Source organism: Bacillus cereus group sp. N12, assembly GCF_016483575.1.
GTDB classification, from domain to species: Bacteria; Bacillota; Bacilli; order Bacillales; family Bacillaceae_G; genus Bacillus_A; species Bacillus_A toyonensis.
In genome coordinates this window covers 1-230 of record NZ_JAEHBO010000302.1, presented here as the reverse complement: position 1 = coordinate 230, position 230 = coordinate 1, and the positions used below count along the sequence as shown (strand labels likewise).

Genomic DNA, 230 nt, shown 5'->3' with positions numbered 1-230 from the left:
ATATTCAAGCGGATAATACGAAACGATTTTTCTAATTTTCTCCTTATGTAAAACATCCGGTGTGATAGAAATATAATAACCGTTCCTCATCATCCGTTTCATTGTCTCTTCACTTCCTTTAAACCAATGGAAGTGTGCGCGTGAAACTTTATATTCTTCAAGAAAATCACATACAGTGTCAGCATCTCCATAAACCGCATGCAATACAATTGGTAAATCATGTTTACTAG

General features: G+C 34.8%; 1 protein-coding gene. It reads right to left on the bottom strand.

Annotated features, from left to right (window positions below; genetic code table 11):
* On the bottom strand, positions 1-230 hold a 230-nt coding region (locus JDS92_RS30580), incomplete at both ends, for a TatD family hydrolase (RefSeq protein ID WP_199633078.1).